Raw genomic sequence first — 16,797 nt, forward strand, 5'->3', positions numbered from 1 at the left:
AGAAAAACATAGAATCAATCGAAAGTGAACTGGCTTCGATAGAAGCGGAAAAGACAAAGCTTTTTGACAGAAGCAAAAAACTTGTCGCTGAAATCGAGTCTCTGAGGATTATCTGGGACTATCACCAAAATCTTGAAATTCTAAAAAAAGCAAAACAGAGTATTTTTCACACAAAGCACGCTTTCGTGCTTGAAGGGTGGATTAAAAAAAGTGATGTTGAAAGATTTAAATCGATTTCGAACGAGTTCTCTTCGGTAACTGTTGAAGAAATTTTATGGGATGATTCCGAAAACGCTCCGGTAGCTCTTAAAAACAGAAAATTGTTCAAGCCTTTTGAGCTCGTAGTTCAGCTGTACGGCATGCCATCTTCGAAAAGCATAGACCCGACTTACATGTTGTCTCCCTGGTTTGTGATTTTTTTCGCTCTTTGTCTGACCGACGCCGCTTACGGTTTGATAATAGCGGCCTTTTCCATTTTCGGATTGACAAAAATGAAAAACAACAAACTTCTGTGGATGCTTTTCTGGGGCGGACTCGCGACTGTAGCGGCCGGGCTTCTGACAGGAGGAGTCTTTGGAGACCTTTTAAAGGAAGGCTCGGGAGCATACGTCCAAATCCCGTGGCTGACGTCTTTTTTCGGAAAGCTCGTGTGGTTTAACCCCATGGATCCAAATCCCCTACCAGGCTCTTCTTCTCCGCAGGCTATGATATTTTTCAGAATCGCCCTTCTGCTCGGGATGCTGCAGATATACTTCGGCATGGCGATTGGATTATTCTCTGCTTGGAAAGACAAAAAAATAATAGCCGCTTTACTCGATTACGGTGTTTGGATTATACTTTTAACTTCTCTAATAACTGCCCTGTTTTCATCACAGATGTGCATAGACCTCAACCTTGTCGAAGGTAAAAACCCTCCTGTGCCGAGTTCTTTTGCGCTTCCGGCTCTTATAGCAGCCGGAATTATGGCTTTTTTTGTTCTTGTCTTCGGAGCGAGAGACGAAAAGAACTGGGGATTCAGAATATTTTTCGGATTTCTCAAGCTGATAGTGCTATCGGGTATTTTTTCCTACATGGGAGATGTGATGTCCTATGTAAGGTTGATGGCGTTAGGGATGGTTTCAGCCGGAATAGGAATCGCTGTGAACACTGTGGCTTTCATGGTTGCGGGTATTAAAATTCCCGTCGTCAACTGGATTCTTTTCGCGCTGATTTTTACGGGAGGCCATCTTTTCAATTTGGCGATAAGCGCTCTCGGCGCTTTCGTCCATACTCTAAGGCTTCAATACGTAGAATTCTTTTCGAAATTTTTCGAAGGAGGGGGAAGGGAATTCAAACCTTTTTCTTCTTCCGGAAAATATGTCGTTTTGAAAGATTGATTTAAAAAGGAGGAAAATCCTAATGACCGATTTATTTGCTTTATCCGTCGTCTCTCAGACCGCCACGAACGGCGTCGGTATGGCTTTTGCCATAGCCGGTGCTGTTCTCGCTTCCGCCATGGCGGGTGTAGGATCTGCGATTGGAATTAACTATCCCGGCTCCGCCGCGGCGGCTGTTTTAAGAGAAGACCCCGATAAATTCGGAAATCTTTTCCTTCTCGTCGTTCTTCCGGGAACCCAGGGTTTTTACGGTTTAATCATAGCTCTCTTGGCTCTTCCCAAGATAGCCGCGGTTTCAAGCGTCATGCAGGGAGTTCAAATACTCATAGCTTGTCTTCCGATAGCTGTCACCGGTCTTGTATCCGCGATTTATCAGGGTAAAGTATGCCTGGCGGGAGTCCATCTGGTCTCCAAAAGGTCAGACCAGGCTATGAAAGGCGTTATATACGCTGCTATGGTTGAAACTTACGCGGTACTGGGTCTTCTGACGAGTTTTCTCCTTTTGACGAGCATAAAATAAGGAGCAACGTTGTCACAGGAAAAAATTTCAAACTCGATCATCGAAGAAGCTGAAAAAAAAGCCGAATCAATCCTCACCGAATCGGATTTGAAAGTTACTGAAATAAAAAGCAGGGGAAAGAAAGAGGTCGAAAAGATTCGTAGAGAGCAGGAAGAAATGATAAAACAGCTTTCAGAAAGAGAAAAGGACAAACATATTTCCCTCGCTCAGCTTCAGATGAATCTTGAAAAACTTTCTGTAAAAAGAAGTGAAATAGACAGGGTTTTTGAAGAATCTTTGAAAATTGTCCTAAAGAGAGATGATGCATACAAGCAGAGATTCAAAAAAGCCATACTCGCCGCGGCGAGAACAGGAAATGAAACGATTTTCGTCAACGAAGAAGACCGTAAATTACTCAGCAAAAATTTTGTCAAAGAACTGAACGACGCTTTCGGGAAAAAAGCAGATTTCAAGGTTTCTTCGGAAACCGCCAAGATCAAAGGAGGAGCGTTGCTCCAAGAAGGGAAAATCACCACGGACGCTTCTTTTGAGACAATCCTCTCTGAAGACAGGTATTTTCTTGAAACGGACACTTCCCAAATTCTCTGCGGGGAAAGCAGTTGAGAAAACCATATTTTGAAAAAGCGCCGAGCGACAACAAATACAACTTCGCGGTGAGTCTCGTCAGGTGTTTTGAAAACAATTTGATCGACGCTTCGAGATACGAAAGGCTGTTGGAATCCGCTTCTGTGTCTTCGGCTTTAAAAATTCTTCACGAGACACCTTACGGCCAATACGCTCAGCAAGCCGGCGGGGACTACGAATCCGTCTTGCTCTCGAGAAAGAGAGAAGTGTTTTCTTTTTTCATAAAACACTGCGAGGAAGAAAGCGCCAGGAGTTATGTAATGTCTTCTTATGATTACCACAACCTAAAAACAGCTGTAAAAAGCCGTTTTTCAAAGAAAACAAGCCGAGCATATTCGGAGTTCGGCGCTTTGCCTTTGGAAATATTCAAATTCATAGCCGAAGAGCAGGAAACTGAAGATGAAATTGTTTTTCCCCTACACATCGAGAGAGCGCTGGAACAAGCGCTTGAGGGTTACTACGAGGACAAAGACCCAAGAGTCATCGATCTGGTCGTCGACCGTCATCTTTTCGAACATCTCCAGCGTTCAGTGGAGATATCCAGAAGTCCTTACCTTGCGGAACTGCTTTCTTTGAAAGCTGACACATTGAACACTGTTACGTTTCTAAGGCTGAAAAAGCAGAAAGAAGAAACGGTGAAAATCGATCCTTTTGTCCCCGGCGGTAAAATTGAACGGGAAAGTTTTATGGCATGTCTTTACAAGAGTATTGATGATTTTAAAGCCTTGTTGTCCCTGAGCGAATACTATGATTTAGCGCCTTACGTGGATGCGGATCCGATTAAAATGGAAAACAAAGCCCAAGAGATGGAGATGGACATGTTGAAGCAAGCGCGTTTTTTTCTCAACGGATTTGAGCCGATCGTATCATACTTCCTGTCTGTTGACATGGAAATTAGAAACCTCAGAAAAATATTCATATCCAAAAAAAGCAAGATTTCTCTCGACACGTTCGGAACGGTTTTCACGGAGGTCGCCTGATGGAAGGGAAAATGGCTATTATTGGGAGAGAGGATCAGATCCTCCCCTTCTCCGCGATAGGCATAGAGATATTCCCGGTTGAGAAAGCCGAACAAGCGAATAAACTTTTGCTGTCTCTCGCGGAAAAAAAATACGCCCTCGTAATGATAACCGAAGATTTCGCTCTCGATGTCTTGAGCACGAGGATGAAATTCGCCTCGGAGGCGATTCCGGCTATTATCGCTGTTCCGGGTTCAGAAGGCGTTACAGGATCCACTCTTCATCAGCTCAGGGAGACTTTAAAACACGCTGTGGGAGCCGATATATTATCTGAAAAATAAAGGAGAATTACAGGTGAAACAAGGTGTCGTAATTAAGGTCGCAGGACCTCTCGTCATCGCGGAAAAGATGCAGGATTCAAAGATGTACGACGTTGTAAAAGTTGGAGAATTGGGTCTGATGGGCGAAATTATCGAGATCAAAAATGACAGGGCATCGATTCAGGTCTACGAAGACACCGCTGGCCTTGGGGTCGGGGAACCTGTCCACCTCACAGGCAATCCTTTATCCGTTGAACTCGGACCTGGGCTGATAAAGACAATTTACGACGGAACCCAGAGGCCCCTTGACAGAATAAGGAAAATAACCGGAAACATGATCACCAGAGGAATTGACGTCCCAGCTCTCGACAGGGAGAAAAAATGGACTTTTGCCCCAAAGGCGAAAGAGGGAGAAGAGGTCAGCGAAGGCGATGTGTTAGGAGAAGTCGAGGAAACTGTTTTAGTGGTTCACAAAATCATGGTACCTCCCGGAATAAATGGAAAGCTTATAACTCTGAAAAAGGGCGATTTCACGATAGAAGAGGCGATCGCCGTCATACAGACCGAAGATGGAGAAAGAGAAATTTCTATGATGCAGAAATGGCCGGTCAGAATACCAAGGCCTTACAAAAGACAAATACTTCCCACCGAACCTCTTCTGACTGGACAGAGAGTAATCGACGCGCTTTTTCCGGTTGCCAAAGGCGGCACCGCCTGCATACCGGGTCCATTCGGCTCCGGCAAGACCGTCATTCAGCACCAGTTGGCTAAATGGTCGGACGCGGACATCGTAGTCTATATCGGATGCGGCGAAAGAGGCAACGAAATGACCGACGTCCTTCTCGAATTTCCGGAACTCAAAGATCCTCGATCGGGAGAACCCCTCATGTTTAGAACTGTTCTGATCGCCAATACTTCAAATATGCCTGTCGCCGCTAGAGAAGCCTCCGTTTACACGGGAATAACAATCGCCGAATATTTCAGGGACATGGGATATTCCGTAGCTCTAATGGCAGACTCGACTTCGAGATGGGCTGAGGCGATGAGGGAAATATCCGGAAGGCTCGAAGAGATGCCTGGCGACGAAGGATACCCCGCTTACCTTTCGGCGAAAGTGGCTTCTTTCTATGAAAGAGCCGGAAAAACTGTCTGCCTGGGCAAAGACGAACGTGTAGGCGCGTTGACAGTCATCGGAGCAGTTTCGCCTCCCGGAGGAGACCTTTCGGATCCTGTGGTTCAGGCTACTTTGAGGGTCGTGAAAGTTTTTTGGTCGCTCGAAGACAAACTCGCTTTTCAAAGGCACTTTCCCGCAATATCGTGGCTGAGGTCCTATTCTTTATACAACAGAGGGCTTGAAAGTTATTTCGACGAAAAAGTCAGCGAGGATTTCACTTGGCTTAAAAAAGAAACGGTGAAAATTCTCGAAGAAGAAGCGGAGCTCGAAGAAATCGTCAGATTGGTTGGCCTTGAATCGCTATCGGCTCCCGACAGGCTGACGATGGAAATCGCCAGGTCAATACGCCAGGATTTTCTTTACCAGAACGCTTTCCACGAAACAGACACTTACTCTTCAATAGAAAAACAAAGGATCCTACTATCTGTCATACTCTATCTGTACGAAAAGTCTAAATGGGCGCTGGAAAGGAATGTTTCCATCGAAAAGCTCATGAATATTGGAGCGCTTGAAAAAATTTCCAGGGCGAGATACCTCAGGGAGAGTGAAATTGGAAAAATTGAAGAAATCAAAGGGGAAATTGACAGAGAAATCGAAAATCTCTACGAATCGTCTTCATCCGGAGGTGGAAATTGAAAACGAGAACCGAATACAGGACAATAACTTCCCTCTCCGGTCCATTGGCCCTCGTCGAGGGTGTTCATGAGGTGAAATACGAAGAACTCGTCGAGTTCAAACTCGGCAACGGGGAATTGAGAAAAGGAAAGGTTCTCGAAGTCTTTATGGATAAGGCCTTGATTCAGGTTTTCGAGGGAACCTCGGGACTCGACACTGGAAGCACGAGCGCTTCTTTTAAAGGAAGAGGAATAGAACTGCCTCTATCCCCCGATATACAGGGCAGAGTTTTCGACGGGCTGGGAAACCCGAAAGACGGAGGACCTGAGATAATTCCTTCGCTTAGAAGGGATATAAACGGCGCCCCTATTAACCCTTTCGCGAGAGATTATCCGAACGAATTCATTCAGACTGGAATCTCGACTATTGACGGATTGAACACTCTCGTCAGAGGTCAGAAATTGCCGATTTTCTCCGGCAGTGGACTTCCTCACAACGAAATGGCAGCCCAAATAGCGAGACAGGCGAGCGTTCTCGGTAAAGGAGAAGAATTCGCAGTGGTTTTCGCGGCAATGGGAATAACATACGAAGAATCTGAATTTTTCATTCAAGACTTCAGACGGACAGGCGCCATAGACAGAGCAGTTCTCTTCATGAACCTCGCGGACGACCCCGCTGTCGAGAGGATAGCGACGCCGAGAAGCGCTCTGACAGCGGCGGAATACCTCGCTTTCGACCTCGAAAAACATGTTCTCGTGATAATGACGGACATGACAAATTACTGCGAGGCTTTAAGAGAAGTCTCAGCCGCAAGAAAGGAAATCCCCGGGAGGCGAGGCTATCCGGGTTATCTCTACACCGACCTCGCCACGATATACGAAAGGGCTGGAAGGATAAAGGAGTCTAAAGGGTCTATAACGATGATCCCGATTTTGACTATGCCAGAGGACGACAAGACACATCCCATCCCCGACCTGACCGGTTACATTACCGAAGGACAGATGATATTGAACAGGTCGCTCTACAGAAAAGGCGTCAACCCGCCCATAGACGCTCAGCAGTCTCTTTCGAGGCTCAAAGACAAGGGAATCGGAAAAGGAAAGACGAGAGAAGACCATGCCGACCTTTTCAACCAGCTCTACGCCGCTTACACCAGAGGAAAAGACGCCGCTGAACTCGCCGTGATCCTCGGAGAAGCCGCTCTTTCGGACCTCGACAGAAAATACCTGAGATTCGCCCAGCAGTTCGAAGATAAATACATATCACAGAACTTCGACGACAACAGGACAATAGAATATACCCTCAACCTCGGGTGGGAACTGCTGTCAGTTTTTCCGAAGATAGAACTCAGAAGGGTCAGGGAAGAATACATCGAAAAATATTTTAAACCTTCTGAACAATCGGAGAACTAAAATTGAAACTTGAAGTCAACCCGACGAGACAAGAGCTTCTCAAGCTAAGACGCAGGATAGTGATAGCGAAAAGAGGGCACAAACTGCTAAAAGACAAACAGGACGAGCTCATGAGAAAACTTCTCTCGATGATAGAAGACGTGAAAAGCCTCAGGATAAAAGTTGAAAAACACCTTGCCCAAGCGATGGCTGAATTCGCTGTCGCTAGAGCTGTTACGGAACCTGGATTTGTTGAAGAAGCTCTGATGCTGCCGAAGAAAAGAGTTTCCATCGAAGTCGGAAGACACCAGATCATGAACCTGAAAGTTCCGACCTTCAAGCGGAAAGTGGCAGGCGAGATCATATGTTACGGTTTCGCGCAGACTACGGTGGAACTTGACAGGTCTCTCGAAGCTCTCGATAAGGTTACGGAAGAACTGCTTTCTTTAGCCGAAAAGGAAAAAACCGTGTCTATGTTAGCCGACGAAGTGGCAAGGACGAGAAGAAGGGTCAACACGCTCGAATACGTTCTAATTCCTAATCTCGAAGAGACTATAAGCTACATAAGGCAGAAACTTTCCGAAATGGAACGCTCCAACCTCTCGAGGCTGATGAAGGTCAAGGATATTATCAGGGATAGATAATTTTTTCTGTTTAGAATCTCAATAACAGATATCTTTTCTGCTTTTTAGCAACATTTTTATTCTTTTCTTTATCCAAAATAATTTAAATTCATTTTATTCTCATGAATATTTTGTTTTTTGTATTCTTGGTATTTCGTATTTTTTGATAAATATTCTAAAATTGTCTTTTGCGACATATTGCTGTTAAATTTTCACAAAACTTTCTACATTTTTCGCCATGTGTTTTTCTTATTTTTTATTCTTTAATTTGGATTTTAATGAGAGTAAAATTTAATGAAAGAATAAAAGGGGTGTATAAATCTATTTATTTTGTGCACTCAGAAATAAAGATTTATTTGTTTATAATAATACCGATAATATTATTGTTAGGTAATTGAATAGAATGTTAAAACCAAAAAATATTTCAAAGACAACACAAAAAGTATTACCAATTGATGAGTGCTTAGCAAAAACCGTAAAACAAGCGAATGGTTCTGTTATCAAAGGTGTTTCTGTATCAATTCATTGCCAGATTGTAGGTCATATTGCTCGAGAACTTATTAATCGTCAGCCGCAATGGCTACGTGATACTTTATTCCCAAAGGGAAGCGAGTTAGTTGCTGCTGCCCATGATATTGGTAAAATCAGCCCTCATTTTCAGGAAAAAATTTACTCTGCTGTAGGAGATCTAATTGGAGTCGGCAAAGCTGAGTTGGATAATACACTCGGCGGACATGCTGCAATCAGTCAGGCATGTATCCAGGATATCGATAAAAAATTCATCTCCCAAATTCTTGGACGACATCACGGAACGTCACCAAATAGTATAGGTTGCTCTACTGATGAAATTTACGGTGGAATAGAATGGCAAAAAAGCAGGATGAACCTTCTTGATGATCTTAAAACGATTTTTGATTGCGATTGGCCTATTGTGCGTGATGAAAATCAAGCTAATGCGATTTCGGGGCTTGTATGTGTAGCAGACTGGATTGGCTCCTGTTCTCTTTTTGATGGTTTCCAACCAAATGAAAAAATTGATAAGATTTCATATTATAACCTAATCAGTAAAGCAGTGGACAATGCAGGTTTTGTTGGTTTTAAAGTGCGTCAGAATTTAAGTTTTACAGATATTTTTCCTTTTACTAAGAGTCCCCGCGAAGCACAGACAAAACTCATCCAGGCAGTTGAAAGTCGAGGTGTTTATATCCTTGAGGCTCCTATGGGTATTGGTAAAACCGAAGCAGCATTGTATGCCACCTATAAAGCTCTTTCACAAGGCGCTACCACAGGTATCTATTTTGCGCTTCCTACCCAACTTACTTCCGATAAAATTTACGACCGAATGAATAATTTTCTTGAAAAGGTACTTACAGAGGATTGTAAATTTAGGTCTTTGCTACTCCATAGTTCTGCATGGCTACGGGATACGGAACTTGGCGAAGAGGGAATGCCGGGCAAGGGCTGGTTCAACAGCAGCAAGCGTGGCTTACTTGCACCCTTTGCCGTAGGAACGATTGACCAGGCTTTGATGGGCGTGATGAATGTTAAGCATGGGTTTGTGCGAACTTTTGGCTTGGCTGGAAAAGTCGTGATACTTGACGAAGTGCATAGCTATGACTGTTATACAGGCACTATTATGGACAAGTTAGTCCAGGTGCTACAGGCACTTCAATGCACGGTTATAATCCTGAGCGCCACACTTACAGCGGAAAGACGTGCAGACTTGCTTGGTCAAAAGAGTAATGAAACATCTTATCCCTTGGTATCTGCTTTACCAAAGAAAAGCGCCTCTTTTTATTTACCCGTGAAACATATAGATTCTGCCACCGTATCTGTATGTGTGAAAAACGATTTCAAGGAAGCTCTTGAAGAAGCGATAATCCGCGCTGAACGCGGTGAGCAAGTTTTATGGATCGAAAACATCGTTGCAGAATCACAAGACCGTTTTAAGATAATTGCAGCGCGAGCTCAGGAATGTGTGGTGAAAATCGAATGCGGTTTACTTCATTCCCGATTTCTTCGCACAGACCGGAAGCGCAATGAAGAAAAATGGGTTAACACCTTTGGCAAAGATGGTTATGATAAACGTAGAGAATGTGGACGAATATTGGTCGGAACGCAGGTGCTGGAACAATCACTTGACATCGATGCGGACTTCCTGATTACGCGCATTTGCCCGACCGATATGCTCTTTCAACGCATCGGCCGTCTGTGGCGACATCGGGAAGCTGACGAACTGCGCCCCAACACAGCAAAACGCGAAGTGTGGATATTGGCTCCTTCCCTTAAAGACAACTATAATAATTTAAACATATGGGGTAAGAGCGAAAAAGTATATATGCCATACATACTATATCGTAGTCTCGATGTTTGGCAAAAAAAACAACAAGTTTCGTTGCCAAAAGATATTCGGCCCATGCTTGAAGCTACCTATGCTGAGCAACAAGAATTTGGCATTCTTAACAAATGCAAGGCTGACGTCGAAGCCAATCGGGTGAAACTCGCAGGACTGGCACGCATTGGACTTTCTACCGCTGGCCAAACACTACCGGAAAGCAAGGCTTCCACGCGATACAGTGAGACGGAAAGTTGCGAAGTATTGCTTATTCGAAAAAAATATTCCAATGAAACAGGAATAACACTTGTTTTGTTGAATGGCAAGAAATTACTTTTGCCTCAAAATGTTAAACGTAAAGACCACCGGGAATGGCGAAGTCTTGCTGCAGAGCTGCAGCAAAACGTAGTGCTAGTGCCTGCGCATCTTGCACCGTCTACTTCACCGCATCAGATTCAATGGCTTAAAGATTTTGTTTATCTGGGAGACAGAGATGAAAGCCCTTTTCGCGTGGCGATTGTAAGAGAGGACGGGACTCTTTGTGGAATAGATCAAGGGATTGCATTACAGAGCTACGAGTTAACATATTCTGAAATCTACGGTTACGGTGCTCGAAAAAATAATAATAATGATACACCAAATGATTTATGGTGAGACTGAAGGAGTATTATAATGTCAGAAAAAATTGATAATAAATTTAATCTGGTGGACGAGAAATGGATACCCATCGCGAACTATGGTTTGGTTAGTCTAGCAGATGTTTTTTCGCAATCTCACTTTATTGCCTTAGGTGGCAATCCGATCCAGAAAATTGCTCTTACTAAATTACTGTTAGCGATAGCTCAGGCTGCTTATACCCCGGAGGATGATGAGGATTGGATACATATAGGCACACAGGGAATGGCTGAGAAGGCATTGTCTTATTTAAAAAAGAAAAAAGATTGCTTCTGGCTATATGGGGTGAAGCCTTTTTTGCAGATGCCTTCAATCGTGAAGGCTACCAAACAATCATATGGCGCTGTTTCCGCCAGTGTTGCCACAGGCAATACGACTGTGTTGGTGCAATCGCAGATCGAACAGAATTTGACAGATGCCGAGAAAGCCATACTCATTGTTGAGTTATGCAATTTTGCTTTAGGCGGTAAAAAAACAGACAATTCAATTGTCTTGAGTCCAGGCTATACAGAGAAGAGCAATGAAAAAGGGAAGTCGAGTGCTGGAAAACCTGGTCCTGCTCTGGGTTTTATGGGCTTCCTTCACAACTTTCTTATTGGCGAATCAATCCTGGAATCACTATGGTTTAACCTTATACCAAAAAATCAGATTATTTCTGCGCCTCATTTGACAAAGGGCATAGGTATAGCGCCTTGGGAGGGAATGCCACAGGGTGAGGACTGTGAAAAAGCCAAGGAATTGAAAACAACCTACCTTGGTCGACTTGTGCCTCTTTGCAGATTTGTTCTTTTAGCTAATGATGGTCTACACTATAGTGAAGGCATTTTTTATCCCGGATATGCTCAAGGTGGTTTTGACTTGAGTACCGGCGTTGATTTTTCCACAGCAAAGGCACGGGTACTCTGGGTTGATACAGAAAAAAGGCCATGGCGGCAGTTGACATCACTTCTGGCGTTTCTCGCGAATGAAAAAAAAGGTTCTTTTGACTGTTATCAGTTGCGTTTCGGGTTATCACGTGTAAGAAATACGCAATGTAAATTGGGCATCTGGTCCGGCGGATTGTGTGTTAGCAGCAATGCAGGCGAACAATATGCTTCAGGGACAGATGACTTCGTAGAATCAGAGTTTTTTCTTGAAACGGCGTGGTTGGGCGAATCGTGGTTTTTACAACTAAAGTCAGAAATGGCCATTATCGAATCGCTAGCTAAAAATGTGTATGGTTCCACAATGGGTTTTTACAAACATCAGTTTGCTGAGGGCAAAGATCAAGCCACACAAGCTGCAAATCTCTTCTGGCAACTTGCAGAACAACATTTTCAAGAACTTATCAATGCCTGTGGGTCAGATACGGCTGAATCATTGCGTCCCAAATATGCACAAATTGCTCTGAAAGCCTACGACACCTATTGCCCAAAAAACACAGCACGGCAACTCGATGCTTGGGCCGCCAACCGTCCACAATTGGGAAAATATTTTTCAAAAGTAACATCTTAATAATTCACCAATTCTGAAGAAAGGAGAATGATGTTAATCGAAAATAATTCCAATAAGAACAGTAGAAGCGCAGCATTTGTGGCGTACGTCATTAAGAGATTGAAAAAGGATAATGCGTTTGGGGCGGCACTAAGACGAGCGGATAATCCGGACACCGAGATACAGGGTTGGGAGTATCTGGTGTCATGGTGTGATTTGGATAACACTATTGAACGCACTTGTTTTGCAACAGTAGCAGCAGGACTTGCACGTGCAAAGCAAAGCATAGATACACCGTCCAGCATTGGCTCTGCAATTGCAAGAAGCTATAAAGATGGCAACCAGGATGATTCTGCCAAACGTAAACTACGCCACTTGTTGGCCTGTAACACGGGTGTGGAAGCCTGCCATTGGGTGCGACCTTTACTGCGTCTGGCTGAATCGCGAGGAGTCCGTATTAATTTCGGACTACTGCTCAACGATCTGCTGTACTTTAGTCCCAAGGTCAAAGAGCGCTGGGCTATGGATTTCTATGGACGAAAGGAGGACAAGGATGATAGCCTCGATGCTTAAGTTAAACCGTTCGGACTGTAAAGCGCTCAATATAACCGATCCATACTCCATTCATCGGGTTGTCTATGAGCTGTTTCCCGGCGAAACACGGAACTTCCTTTTTGCAGATAAAGGCGGTGATTTTAACACACGGCAAATTTTAATTCTTTCAGAACATAACCCGAAAGCGCCGCAATTTGGTGAGATCGAATCCAAACCGATACCCAACAACTTTTTAGAATATGACCACTATGGATTTGAAGTGATGCTCAATCCGACCAAACGTGATAAACAAACCGGGAAAACTGTCGCAATTCGCGGGTGCGAAAATCTTATTCGTTGGTTTTTAAATAAGGCTCTTATTCTGGGCTTTGAAATTATGGCGAATAGCCTTGAAATTCGTAATTCCGGAGTCCAAATTTTTGACCTTGGTAACGATAAAATTGTCACTCATAATAGAGTAACTTTTGTTGGAAAACTGAAGGTGACGGACCGCATCAAGTTTCAGAACAGTTTTGTTAAAGGAATCGGTCGAGCCAAGGGATTCGGCTTTGGCCTTTTTCAAATCATTCCCTTGGATACAAATTTACCTATATATTCTCAGCAAGGAGATTAAAATGAACCAGCAAAATAATCCATTCTGTTGTCAACGTATAGAATTTCACATTCTTCAATCTTTTCCCATTACTTGTCTCAATCGTGATGATGTTGGAGCACCCAAAACAGCTGTAGTTGGTGGTACTCAACGCGCGCGTGTAAGCAGTCAATGCTGGAAAAGACAAGTTCGGTTGGCTCTTCATGAAATGGGACTACCTCAAGGAACCAGAACAAAGCTCATTGCCAATCTGATTGCTGCTGGATGTAAAGAGCAAAGAGCCACCGAAGAACAAGCCGAAAAATGTGGTCAAAAAATTGAGCGTATATTTATAAAAAAACCAGAAACTAAAGGCAAAAATAAAAAAGCCGTAGCTGAAGAAGAAACTGAACCTGAAGCCTCTTTGGAACAAACAGATACCCTTCTTTTTCTAAGTCCAACAGAGGTCAGGAAGATAGTCAACGCTTTCAAAGATAAAGGATTTGATCCTGATAAGATAATCACCCAAAAGGATGCTAAAAAGCAGGCTAAAGAATTAGCAGACTTAATTGGTAAAACAAAACTTGATTATGAAACAGACGGGATTGATATTGCTCTCTTCGGCAGGATGGTCGCACAAGCTGCAACCATGAATGTAGAAGCTGCTTCTTCTTTTGCACACGCCATTTCAACCCACCGCGTCAGTAATGAAGTGGAATTTTTTACGGCTCTTGACGATAACAAAGAAGAACAGGGCTCCGCGCACATGGGTAGCCTTGAATTTAACTCGGCAACTTATTATCGCTATGTCAGCCTGGACTTGGGACAGCTATGGACAAATCTTGCAGGCAGCAATATGATCAAAGCTGTCGAGGCTTTTACCAAAGCACTTTTTATAGCAATTCCCGCAGCAAGGCAGACTACCATGTCCGGAGCCTCACCCTGGGATTTTGCTCGCATTATTGTTCGCACAGGACAACGCTTACAAGTGCCGTTTGAAAAAGCTGTTCGAACTGAAAACGGCAGTATACTTGAGCCCAGCATAGCTGCACTTACGACATATTTGGATAAACAAAAACAGTTATGGGGTTCAATGTTCGGTGAACTGGGTATGATTGAATACGGTGGAGATAATGGCATTGACGATGTTGTATTTTATCTTAAAAAAATTATTGCCAAGGCGTCATGATGGGTAAAAAATATATACTTTTATGGATTGAAGCTCCATTACAGGCATGGGGAGCAGATTCAAAGTTTGGGCGTAGAGACACACTGCCATTCCCAACAAAGTCGGGTGTTTTAGGTTTGGTGCTTTGTGCAATGGGTGCATCTGGTCCGCAAAATGATTTACTTGCTAAATTATGTTCTAGAGAACTCCAAATTATTTCTTATGTTCGTTCAAAACCCGGTAAAAATGGCCAAGCCCGTGTTAAAGTAGATAAAGAACCATTGTTGCGTGATTTTCATATGGTTGGAAGCGGCTACGATGATAAAGACATTTGGCAGACTTTATTAATACCGATGAAATGGGATGCCATCAAAAAGAAGGCTAACAAATCTAAAAACGCCGATGGGACAAGAGGCGGGGTAAAGATGACCTATCGTTACTATCTACAGGATGCATGCTTTGCGGTATTACTGGAATTGCCAGCAGACATGAACGATTCCATTAGTGACGCTCTTCAAAATCCCGTTTATGATCTCTATTTTGGTCGTAAAAATTGCGTGCCTGCCGAGAAAATCTTTCAGGGATCTTTTGAAAGCATAGCAGAGGCATGGCAAAAAGCGGGGATATTGGCGCAGAATAAACAATTATTGGAAGACTTTCGCGTCCTAGATGGTGAGTATGATGGAGATATAATGACACTCAATGATGTACCCGTTCAGTTTGGCGAAATAAAAAAATACCGTGATCGTCGCGTTACAGTAGTATCATCATGAGTCGTCTATTGGTAAAAGTAACGAGAGATACTCTGCCGCAAGTTAAAGACAGATACCCGTTTCTGTATTTGGAAAGGGGACGTCTTGAGGTAGATGATAGTAGCGTAAAGTGGATTGACTGCGACAATAACGTGGTCCGCCTTCCTATTGCAACGATTGGCACTCTGCTTCTAGGGCCCGGAACAACATTGACCCATGAATCTGTTAAAGTGTTGGCTGCTGCAAATTGCGGGGTTTGTTGGGTGGGGGAGGATAGTTTGATTTTTTATGCCGTCGGGCAAACTCCAACAGCAGATTCACGAAATTTTCGACGGCAGATGGAATTATCCTGCGATAAAGTAAAAGCGGTTGAAGTTGCTAGACGTATGTTTTTAAAGCGTTTCCCTGTCGTGGAGCTTGAAGGTAAAACACTAAAAGAAATGATGGGCATGGAAGGTTATCGTGTACGACAGCTTTATGAGAATTTGGCGAAAAAATATGGGGTTGGCTGGTGGGGTAGATCATTCCAACCTGGAAACTTTGCGATGTCGGATATGACAAATAAAATTCTTACTTCAGCAAACGCGTTTCTTTATGGAATACTCATTTCAAGTATCTATGCCTTGGGCTATTCACCCCATATCGGTTTTATTCATTCGGGGAGTCCCTTGCCATTTGTTTATGACATGGCAGATTTATATAAAGAACAGCTCTGCATAGACCTTGCATTTTCTGCAACGCTTGAGATGGCAGGAAGCTATGACAGAGCAATTATTGAAGGTGTATTTCGCAAACGGGTTATTGATATGGATTTATTGGCAAAGATTCCTGATGATATCGAATATGTCTTAAATGGAGGTAAACGTGCTAGTCGTACTGTCGAATGATTTACCACTTGCAGTAAGAGGAAGGATGAAACTATGGTTTATAGAACCTCGACCAAATGTTTTCATTTCAGGCGTGAAAGATTCTGTTGCCGATGATGTCGTGAAATATTTATATAAACATTGTTCGGTTGATTCGGGTAATATCATATTTCAAAGAATCAAGCAACCACCAGGTTACAAGGTTAGAGGTATTGGAACCCCTCGACGAGAGTTGATTTCAATTTCAGGATTTCAACTGATTCAGGAAAAACAAAAGTAAATCATAATTTTTATGAAAGTAAAACATATTGTTTTAAATTTGAAAATTGCAACAATATTTTGGTGTCTTCCCCACGTGCGTGGGGGTGTTTCTCCATCGTCACGACTGTATATCGGCACGTGTAGGTCTTCCCCACGTGCGTGGGGGTGTTTCCAACTGCTCGTGTGGTGGGCGAATGCAAGTATGGTCTTCCCCACGTGCGTGGGGGTGTTTCTATCTTCCGGCAGATGTTCCGGGAGGAAAATGAGTCTTCCCCACGTGCGTGGGGGTGTTTCCATTCGTCATGCGGATAAGCTCCTCTTCGCTCTGTCTTCCCCACGTGCGTGGGGGTGTTTCCAAGTCAATAAACTTGAATGACGAAGCCCTTGAGTCTTCCCCACGTGCGTGGGGGTGTTTCTCCAGCGGGTCATCGTCACAAATCCAAGTTTAAGTCTTCCCCACGTGCGTGGGGGTGTTTCTTATTGCAAATCAAAGACAAGCTTCGTGCTTATGTCTTCCCCACGTGCGTGGGGGTGTTTCT

Annotated in this window: 16 protein-coding genes and 1 CRISPR repeat array; all 16 genes read left to right on the top strand. The window is 43.6% G+C overall.

The genetic code is table 11. The annotated features are described in order from the left end of the window. A partial coding sequence (locus JXA84_08495; GenBank protein ID MBN1151240.1) for a hypothetical protein occupies positions 1-1,376 on the top strand: 1,376 nt, incomplete at its 5' end. A 22-nt stretch (positions 1,377-1,398) separates the two neighbouring features. Further along, a complete protein-coding gene (locus tag JXA84_08500; protein ID MBN1151241.1) occupies positions 1,399-1,896 on the top strand; it encodes a V-type ATP synthase subunit K in 498 nt (165 codons plus the stop codon). Between the two features lie 9 nt (positions 1,897-1,905). Beyond that, positions 1,906-2,499 carry a hypothetical protein gene (locus JXA84_08505; protein ID MBN1151242.1) on the top strand — a complete coding sequence of 198 codons (594 nt, stop codon included), beginning with the start codon at positions 1,906-1,908 and terminating at the stop codon, positions 2,497-2,499. Beyond that, positions 2,496-3,500: a V-type ATPase subunit gene (locus tag JXA84_08510; protein ID MBN1151243.1), complete on the top strand. Its 1,005-nt coding sequence runs from the start codon at positions 2,496-2,498 to the stop codon at positions 3,498-3,500. Before JXA84_08505 ends, JXA84_08510 begins: the two co-directional genes overlap by 4 nt. Next, positions 3,500-3,820 carry a V-type ATP synthase subunit F gene (locus JXA84_08515; GenBank protein ID MBN1151244.1) on the top strand — a complete coding sequence of 107 codons (321 nt, stop codon included), beginning with the start codon at positions 3,500-3,502 and terminating at the stop codon, positions 3,818-3,820. Before JXA84_08510 ends, JXA84_08515 begins: the two co-directional genes overlap by 1 nt. 13 nt (positions 3,821-3,833) lie before the next feature. Beyond that, positions 3,834-5,609, top strand: coding sequence for a V-type ATP synthase subunit A (locus JXA84_08520; protein MBN1151245.1), 1,776 nt, complete (start codon positions 3,834-3,836; stop codon positions 5,607-5,609). After that, positions 5,606-7,000 carry a V-type ATP synthase subunit B gene (locus JXA84_08525; GenBank protein MBN1151246.1) on the top strand — a complete coding sequence of 465 codons (1,395 nt, stop codon included), beginning with the start codon at positions 5,606-5,608 and terminating at the stop codon, positions 6,998-7,000. The genes JXA84_08520 and JXA84_08525 overlap by 4 nt, the downstream gene beginning before the upstream one ends. 2 nt (positions 7,001-7,002) lie before the next feature. Next, positions 7,003-7,623, top strand: coding sequence for a V-type ATP synthase subunit D (locus tag JXA84_08530; protein ID MBN1151247.1), 621 nt, complete (start codon positions 7,003-7,005; stop codon positions 7,621-7,623). Positions 7,624-8,005: 382 nt separating this feature from the next. Continuing rightward, a complete protein-coding gene (cas3, locus tag JXA84_08535) occupies positions 8,006-10,591 on the top strand; it encodes a CRISPR-associated helicase Cas3' (protein ID MBN1151248.1) in 2,586 nt (861 codons plus the stop codon). Between the two features lie 30 nt (positions 10,592-10,621). Next, positions 10,622-12,106: a type I-E CRISPR-associated protein Cse1/CasA gene (casA, locus tag JXA84_08540; GenBank protein MBN1151249.1), complete on the top strand. Its 1,485-nt coding sequence runs from the start codon at positions 10,622-10,624 to the stop codon at positions 12,104-12,106. Between the two features lie 30 nt (positions 12,107-12,136). Then, positions 12,137-12,658, top strand: coding sequence for a type I-E CRISPR-associated protein Cse2/CasB (gene casB, locus JXA84_08545; GenBank protein ID MBN1151250.1), 522 nt, complete (start codon positions 12,137-12,139; stop codon positions 12,656-12,658). Then, entirely contained in the window at positions 12,639-13,253 is a 615-nt protein-coding gene (cas6e, locus tag JXA84_08550) for a type I-E CRISPR-associated protein Cas6/Cse3/CasE (GenBank protein MBN1151251.1), read from the top strand. The genes casB and cas6e overlap by 20 nt, the downstream gene beginning before the upstream one ends. Before the next feature lies 1 nt (position 13,254). Then, positions 13,255-14,400 carry a type I-E CRISPR-associated protein Cas7/Cse4/CasC gene (cas7e, locus tag JXA84_08555; protein ID MBN1151252.1) on the top strand — a complete coding sequence of 382 codons (1,146 nt, stop codon included), beginning with the start codon at positions 13,255-13,257 and terminating at the stop codon, positions 14,398-14,400. Next, positions 14,400-15,152: a type I-E CRISPR-associated protein Cas5/CasD gene (gene cas5e / locus JXA84_08560; protein ID MBN1151253.1), complete on the top strand. Its 753-nt coding sequence runs from the start codon at positions 14,400-14,402 to the stop codon at positions 15,150-15,152. The genes cas7e and cas5e overlap by 1 nt, the downstream gene beginning before the upstream one ends. After that, entirely contained in the window at positions 15,149-16,018 is an 870-nt protein-coding gene (cas1e, locus tag JXA84_08565; GenBank protein ID MBN1151254.1) for a type I-E CRISPR-associated endonuclease Cas1, read from the top strand. The genes cas5e and cas1e overlap by 4 nt, the downstream gene beginning before the upstream one ends. Continuing rightward, on the top strand, positions 15,996-16,277 hold the full coding sequence (gene cas2e, locus JXA84_08570) for a type I-E CRISPR-associated endoribonuclease Cas2 (protein ID MBN1151255.1): 282 nt from the start codon (positions 15,996-15,998) through the stop codon (positions 16,275-16,277). Before cas1e ends, cas2e begins: the two co-directional genes overlap by 23 nt. Before the next feature lie 64 nt (positions 16,278-16,341). Then, positions 16,342-16,796: a CRISPR direct-repeat array (repeat unit 28 nt; unit sequence GTCTTCCCCACGTGCGTGGGGGTGTTTC). Position 16,797 lies beyond the last annotated feature (1 nt).

The organism is candidate division WOR-3 bacterium, from assembly GCA_016926475.1.
In the GTDB taxonomy this organism is placed as follows: Bacteria; SDB-A; SDB-A; order SDB-A; family SDB-A; genus JAFGIG01.

Excerpts from the sequence above, each read along its gene's own strand:
- JXA84_08500 (MBN1151241.1), top strand. The coding sequence starts at position 1,399 with ATGACCGATTTATTTGCTTTATCCGTCGTCTCTCAGACCGCCACGAAC.
- JXA84_08515 (MBN1151244.1), top strand. The coding sequence starts at position 3,500 with ATGGAAGGGAAAATGGCTATTATTGGGAGAGAGGATCAGATCCTCCCC.
- cas3 (MBN1151248.1), top strand. The coding sequence starts at position 8,006 with ATGTTAAAACCAAAAAATATTTCAAAGACAACACAAAAAGTATTACCA.
- casB (MBN1151250.1), top strand. The coding sequence starts at position 12,137 with ATGTTAATCGAAAATAATTCCAATAAGAACAGTAGAAGCGCAGCATTT.
- cas6e (MBN1151251.1), top strand. The coding sequence starts at position 12,639 with ATGATAGCCTCGATGCTTAAGTTAAACCGTTCGGACTGTAAAGCGCTC.
- cas7e (MBN1151252.1), top strand. The coding sequence starts at position 13,255 with ATGAACCAGCAAAATAATCCATTCTGTTGTCAACGTATAGAATTTCAC.
- cas5e (MBN1151253.1), top strand. The coding sequence starts at position 14,400 with ATGGGTAAAAAATATATACTTTTATGGATTGAAGCTCCATTACAGGCA.
- cas1e (MBN1151254.1), top strand. The coding sequence starts at position 15,149 with ATGAGTCGTCTATTGGTAAAAGTAACGAGAGATACTCTGCCGCAAGTT.